The sequence below is a fragment of the Amycolatopsis rhizosphaerae genome (assembly GCF_007713715.1).
Lineage (GTDB): Bacteria > Actinomycetota > Actinomycetes > Mycobacteriales > Pseudonocardiaceae > Amycolatopsis_E > Amycolatopsis_E rhizosphaerae.
Genome location: NZ_VJWX01000440.1, coordinates 1 through 5,951, shown reverse-complemented (window position 1 = coordinate 5,951; position 5,951 = coordinate 1). Strand labels below are relative to the sequence as shown.

Annotated in this window: 7 protein-coding genes; all 7 read right to left on the bottom strand. The window is 70.1% G+C overall.

Going from position 1 to position 5,951, the window contains the following annotated elements:
* Positions 1–123 precede the first annotated feature (123 nt).
* Positions 124–885, bottom strand: coding sequence for a proteasome subunit alpha (gene prcA / locus FNH05_RS29930; RefSeq protein ID WP_144592205.1), 762 nt, complete (start codon positions 883–885; stop codon positions 124–126).
* A gap of 61 nt (positions 886–946) precedes the next feature.
* Entirely contained in the window at positions 947–1,804 is an 858-nt protein-coding gene (prcB, locus tag FNH05_RS29925; protein WP_144592204.1) for a proteasome subunit beta, read from the bottom strand.
* 80 nt (positions 1,805–1,884) lie between these two features.
* Positions 1,885–2,079 (bottom strand): ubiquitin-like protein Pup, encoded by a 195-nt coding sequence (locus FNH05_RS29920; RefSeq protein ID WP_144592203.1) that lies wholly within the window; start codon positions 2,077–2,079, stop codon positions 1,885–1,887.
* Positions 2,080–2,150: 71 nt separating this feature from the next.
* On the bottom strand, positions 2,151–3,653 hold the full coding sequence (gene dop, locus FNH05_RS29915; RefSeq protein WP_144592202.1) for a depupylase/deamidase Dop: 1,503 nt from the start codon (positions 3,651–3,653) through the stop codon (positions 2,151–2,153).
* A 240-nt stretch (positions 3,654–3,893) separates the two neighbouring features.
* Positions 3,894–4,502, bottom strand: coding sequence for a hypothetical protein (locus FNH05_RS29910; RefSeq protein WP_144592201.1), 609 nt, complete (start codon positions 4,500–4,502; stop codon positions 3,894–3,896).
* A 70-nt stretch (positions 4,503–4,572) separates the two neighbouring features.
* The gene (locus FNH05_RS29905; RefSeq protein WP_483964235.1) at positions 4,573–5,403 is read right to left on the bottom strand and encodes an aldo/keto reductase; all 831 of its coding nucleotides are present in this window, start codon (positions 5,401–5,403) and stop codon (positions 4,573–4,575) included.
* A 165-nt stretch (positions 5,404–5,568) separates the two neighbouring features.
* Positions 5,569–5,907 carry a hypothetical protein gene (locus FNH05_RS29900; protein WP_144592206.1) on the bottom strand — a complete coding sequence of 113 codons (339 nt, stop codon included), beginning with the start codon at positions 5,905–5,907 and terminating at the stop codon, positions 5,569–5,571.
* Positions 5,908–5,951: the final 44 nt, after the last annotated feature.

The following is a 5,951-nucleotide window of genomic DNA, read 5'->3' as shown; positions in this document are numbered from 1 at the left end:
CTTCACGGCCAACGCCCGACCGGACTTTGCCGGGGCCGCGGCCGTATCGGCTGTGAGGGGCCCTTAACGGCAACCTGCGGCAAGGGCCGTGAGGGGGTCCCTCACGGCCCTTGCTCGCGGCGGTCAGCTGTTCTGGGTGCCGGACCCTTCCTGGTCGGCCGGCTTCTCCCCGCCTTCGTCGGCGGGCTCCGGCTCGGGAGCGGGCAGCAGCGCCTCCAGGGCTTCGCCGGTGATCCGGCGGAAGGCGCGACGCGGACGGGTGCGGTCCAGCACCGCGACTTCGAGCTTGACGGACCCGCCGTCACCGTTGTGGGGCGAGGTCGAGCGCAGCGTCTTGACCGCCATCGGCAGCGCCTGCTCCAGCTCGAAATCCTCTTCGAACTCTTCCTTGAGCTTGTTCACGATCGGTTCGGTCTGGCCACCCATCACCACGAACTGCGGCTCGTCGAAGATCGAACCGTCGTAGGTGAGCCGGTAGAGCTGGTCCTCGGCCGGGCTGGCCCCGACCTCGGCGACGCAGATCTCCACCTCGTACGGCTTGAGCTGTTCGGTGAAGATGCTGCCCAGCGTGGCCGCGTAGGCGTTGGCCAGCGCCCGCGCGCTGACGTCGCGGCGGTCGTACTGGTAGCCCTTGAGGTCGGCGTGCCGGATACCGGCCACCCGCAGGTTCTCGAACTCGCTGTACCGGCCGACCGCGGCGAACCCGATCCGGTCGTAGATCTCGGAGAACTTGTGCAGCGTGGTCGACGGGTTCTCGGCGACGAACAGCACCCCGTTGCGGTACTTGAGCACGACCACACTGCGCCCGCGCGCGATGCCCTTGCGAGCGAGCTCCGAACGCTCGCGCATCAACTGCTCGGGTGAGGCGTACAGCGGCAACGTCACGGCTTGTGCTCCAAAGCGCTCGGTGGAACGTGGGACTGGGCGGTGGGATCGGTGGGGTCGGTCAGCTACGGCCCCGGGCGGCCCGCTCGGCCCGGCCGGTCACCACGGCCTGGGCCACCGCGGAGGCCTGCTCCTCCGGCAGCGGCACCGCACCGTGCTCACCGGTGATGGTGATGACCGTCGGGAAGATCCGCCGGACCAGGTCGGGCCCGCCGGTGGCGGTGTCGTCGTCGGCCGCGTCGTAGAGCGCCTCGACGGCGGTGCGCACCGCGGCCTCGGCGTCCGCGTCGGGGTCGTACAGCTTCTTCAGGGACGACTTGGCGAACAGCGAGCCGGAACCGATCGCGTGGTACCCCGCGCGCTCCTCGTACCGGCCACCGGTGACGTCGTAGGACACGATCCGGCCCGCCCGCTTCGGGTCCTCCGCCTCGGTGTCGTAGCCGACGAACAGCGGCAGCACCGCCAGCCCCGCCATGGCCGCGTCGAGGTTGCCCTTGACCATGCCCGCGAGCTTGTTGGTCTTGCCGTCCAGCGAGAGCGGCACGCCCTCGATCTTCTCGTAGTGGGCCAGCTCGACGGTGTAGAGCCGGACGAGCTCGAGCGCGATGCCCGCGGTGCCGGCGATGCCCACCGCCGAATAGTCGTCGGTGACGTGGACCTTCTCCATGTCCCGCGACGCGATGAGGTTCCCCGAGGTCGCGCGGCGGTCGCCGGCGATCAGGACACCGCCGGCGAAGGTGACCGCGACGATCGTGGTGCCGTGCGGTGCGTCCACCTCACGGGAGGGCGCACCGGCGGACGAGCGTCCCGGAAGCAGGTCGGGGGCCTGCATCCGGAGGAACTCGGCGAAGGAGGAGGTCGTGGTCGAGAAATAGGCTGCGGGCAGCGAAGAACCCGAGGAGCCCGAGGTGCGTTCCATACGTGCTCGTGATTCCCATCAACGAAGGTGGGCGGGGGTCGGATTTCGGAGGTGGAGCCTAGTGGGCCGGACCCGCCGGGCTACTCGCCGCCCTTTTGCACGTACGCGCGCACGAAGTCCTCGGCGTTCTCCTCCAGCACGTCGTCGATCTCGTCCAGGATGGTGTCGACGTCCTCGCCGAGCTTCTCCCGGCGCTCCTGACCGGCTGGGGCCGCACCCTCGAGTTCTTCGTCCGAGTCGCCGCCGCCGTGCTTTTCGATCTTTTCCTGTGCCATCTCGCCTCCCGGTGAGCTGTTGGTTCTAGCCTACCCAGTGACCATGACAATCGGGATGGTCATGGACACGGTTAGTCGGCGGTGGTGAGCGCCTCCACCAGTTCCTCGGCCGTGTCCGCCTCGTCCAGCAGCTTGCCGACGTGGGCCTTCGTGCCGCGCAACGGCTCCAGGGTGGGGATGCGGACCAGCGATTCCTTGCCCACGTCGAAGATGACCGAATCCCAGGAGGCGGCCGCGATGGAGGTCGCGTACTTCTCCAGGGTGCGGCCGCGGAAGTAGGCCCTGGTGTCCAGCGGCGGGTTGGTGATGGCCGCCTGGACCTCCTCCTCGGTCACCAGGCGCTTCATCGACCCCCGGGTGACCAGGCGGTTGTAGAGGCCCTTGTCCAGCCGTACGTCGGAGTACTGCAGGTCGACCAGGTGCAGCCGGGGCGCCGCCCAGCCGAGCTGGTCACGGTTGCGGTAGCCCTCGAGCAGCCGCAGCTTGGCGGGCCAGTCGAGCCGGTCGGCGCATTCGGCGGGATCGCGCGCCAGCGCGTCCAGGATCTCGCCCCACACCCGCAGGACCTCCTTGGACTGCGCGTCCCCACCCTCGCGCTCGAGGAAGGCCGAGGCGAGTTCGTGGTAGGCGAACTGGAGGTCGAGGCCGGTGTACTTGCGCCCGTTGGCCAGCGCCACCTTGGTCTTCAGCGTCGGGTCGTGGCTGATCTGGTGCACCGCGCGCACCGGCTCGTCGAGCTTGAGGTCGTCGAACCGCTGACCGGCCTCGATCATGTCGAGCACCAGCGCGGTCGAGCCGAGCTTGAGGTAGGTCGAGTACTCGGCGAGGTTCGCGTCCCCGATGATCACGTGCAGCCTGCGGTACTTGTCCGCGTCGGCGTGCGGCTCGTCGCGCGTGTTGATGATGCCGCGCTTGAGGGTGGTCTCCAGGCCGACCTCGACCTCGATGTAGTCGGCGCGCTGGGACAGCTGGAAGCCGGCCTCCTCCCCCTGCGGGCCGAGGCCCACCCGGCCCGAACCGGTGACCACCTGGCGCGAGACGAAGAACGGGGTGAGCCCCGCGATGACCGAGGTGAACGGGGTGGACCGGGACATCAGGTAGTTCTCGTGGGTGCCGTAGCTGGCGCCCTTGCCGTCCACGTTGTTCTTGTACAGCTGCAGCTGCGGCTGCCCGGGCACGGTCGCGGCCTTGAGCGCGGCCTCCTCCATCACCCGCTCGCCCGCCTTGTCCCAGATCACCGCGTCACGCGCGTTGGTGACCTCGGGCGCGGAGTACTCGGGGTGGGCGTGGTCGACGTAGAGCCGGGCGCCGTTGGTCAGGATGACGTTGGCCGCGCCGAGGTCCTCGACGTCGGGGTCGTGACCGGAGCCGCCGGGACCTGCCAGGTCGAACCCGCGCGCGTCGCGCAGCGGCGATTCCACCTCGTAGTCCCATCTGGCGCGCCGGGCGCGCGGGATGTCGGCCGCGGCCGCGTACGCCAGCACCACCTGTGTCGAGGTCAGCACCGGGTTCGCGGTCGCGTCGCCCGGCACCGCGATGCCGTACTCGACCTCGGTTCCCATGATCCGCCGCATACCCCAAGCCTACGGGTAGTCGGGCCGATTGCGCAGGAAGGGACCGGGGTCGGAAGATCACGGATGGGACACTCGAAAGGGCCCGGAGAGGACCGGGAACGACCGCGAAGTCCACGTGACGGGCATCACTACCAGGGGTGAAGATGCGGGCACACGACCGCCGTGATCTGGTCCGTTCAGGTGACGCGCCCGCGTTTGCCTTCCGGGAATGCGCTTACCGGCGCAGCGAGGACTCGGGCTTCAGCTGGTGGGAAGTTTCTTCGCGGCCAGCGGGGTCACGCTCCTGACCGCGTCGGTGGCCCGGGCGGCGGTGCTCGCGGTGACCTGCAGCCCGGACAGCACGTGCCCGGCGGCGAGCAGCACGGTGCAGGTGGCGCCCTGGCACCATCCGTGCACGGCGGTCGCCCCTGCGGGCAGCTGGATGTTCAGCTTCGTGCCGTCGCACTGCACCTGGCCGAGCACTTCGGTGGCGGGACGGTCGAGATAACCGGTGACCAGCTGGGTCAGGGAGGCGCCGCTGCCGTAGACCCAGGTCGACCCGCGCGGATCGCCGGCGGGCACCGCGTTGAAGCACGCGGCGTTGTCGGCACGGCTGGCCGCCGCGCGCACGCCCTCCTTCGCGAGATCGTCCTTGGTCAGCACCGCGGAGGCGACCTCGTCGGCGATCGCCTCCCGGGCGGCCGCAGCGGGGTCCACGGTCGCCGCCGAGACCGGCGCGGACGACGAGGCGGACGCCGCGGCATGCGCCGAATCGGTGACCGGCGCCGTACTGTCGTAGTAGGTCTCGAGGTTGTTGGGGCGATTGGCACAACCGGTGAGTCCGGTCAACGCAACCGCAGCCAGGACCACGAACCTTCCGTGACGCACCGAGTTTTCCCCTTCGTGATCCGTCGTTGGCCGCCGAGACTAACCGAACCGTTCAGCGCCAATGCAATGAGGACCGCCGTCCCCAGTACTCGCCGGGCTGCTCGGCCAGTGTGGCCAGGGCGCGCAGTTCCCCTTCGAGCAGGTTCACCCTGGTCGCGGCCAGATTGCCGGCCAGTTGCGCGGGGCTGGCCGGGCCGGTGAGGACGCGGTCCGCCCAGGGCCGGGCCAGCACCGCGGCGATCGCCACCGCGTCGGGACCGACGCCGTGGCGGGCCGCGATGCGGGCCAGGATCGGGGGCGGGTTCACCACCAGCCTGCCGTTGGCCAGCGTTTCCTTGACCAGCACCAGGTTCCCCGCGGCGCGGGCCTCGGCGAGCGCGCGGCCCGCCGAAGGTTCGAGCAGGTTCCAGGTGGACTGGACCGAGGTGAACACCGGTTTCCCGGCGACCTCCAGTTCGAACGCGCGGCGGATCACCGCCGCCTGGTGCGGGCCGGAGGTGGAGAAACCGACCCGCACGCCGTCGTCGGTCAGTGCAGCCAGCGCGCGGAGCAGCGGTTCGTCGGTGAACAGCGGGCTGTCCAGGGTCAGGGAATGCACCTGGTAGAGGTCGATCGCCGAACCCAGCAACTGCCTGCTTTCCGACCACTGCCGGGAGAACCCGCCCGCGGAATGCTCCTTGACCTCGTGCATCGTGGCGTCGAGCCGCCAGCCGCCCACATAGGTGTAGCCCCACTTGCTGGAGATCATCAGGTCCTGGTGGCCGCGTTCGGCCAGCCAGGTGGCGAGGAACTCCTCGGCCCGCCCGTAGGAACGCGCGACGTCGATCCAGCGGATCCCCGCCCGGTAGGCCGCGTCCAGCACGGCATGCGTGGCGCGCCGCATGGCGGCCACGTCGCGGTCCGCGGGCAGTTCCTCCACCCGGCCGAGATTGATGTAGGCGGGCCGCCCCAGCGCGGCCAAGCCGAGTCCGATGCGCAGCGGAGTGGTCCCTTCTGTGCGGTGGCGTCTCCGTGAGACATAAGCAACGGCTATGTCTCACGGAGGACGTTATACGCCTTCCGCCCTCCGGCGCAGGATTTCGAGCCACTGCTGCGAGTCGAGCGCCTGGCGGTGCAGCTTTTCCAGCCGGGCCGCGGGCGCCCGGACATAGCCCTTGCCGAAGACCGGCGCGATCTGCCGCAGGCTCGCCCCCTGTTCACGGGCGGCCAGCAGGGCCCAGTCCGAGGCATCGGCGCAGGCGGCGGAAGCCCGCCTCAGCTCACCCAGGACGGCGATGAGGCCGTCGGCGTCCACCCGGCCGGCCTGCACGGCCCGCGCCGTCTCCTCCAGCCAGGCCAGGACGTCCGCTTCGGTGATCGGCGCCCGGGGGCGCAGCGGTTCGGGCATGAAGTCAGACTCGCTCACGCCGCGCAGTATAGGCCGTTATACAC

What these genes read in the sequence shown, in the direction of transcription:
- prcB (WP_144592204.1), bottom strand. Translation starts at nt 1,804, where the DNA reads ATGGAACGCACCTCGGGCTCCTCGGGTTCTTCGCTGCCCGCAGCCTAT.
- FNH05_RS29920 (WP_144592203.1), bottom strand. Translation starts at nt 2,079, where the DNA reads ATGGCACAGGAAAAGATCGAAAAGCACGGCGGCGGCGACTCGGACGAA.
- FNH05_RS29905 (WP_483964235.1), bottom strand. Translation starts at nt 5,403, where the DNA reads ATGCGGCGCGCCACGCATGCCGTGCTGGACGCGGCCTACCGGGCGGGG.
- dop (WP_144592202.1), bottom strand. Translation starts at nt 3,653, where the DNA reads ATGCGGCGGATCATGGGAACCGAGGTCGAGTACGGCATCGCGGTGCCG.
- FNH05_RS29900 (WP_144592206.1), bottom strand. Translation starts at nt 5,907, where the DNA reads ATGCCCGAACCGCTGCGCCCCCGGGCGCCGATCACCGAAGCGGACGTC.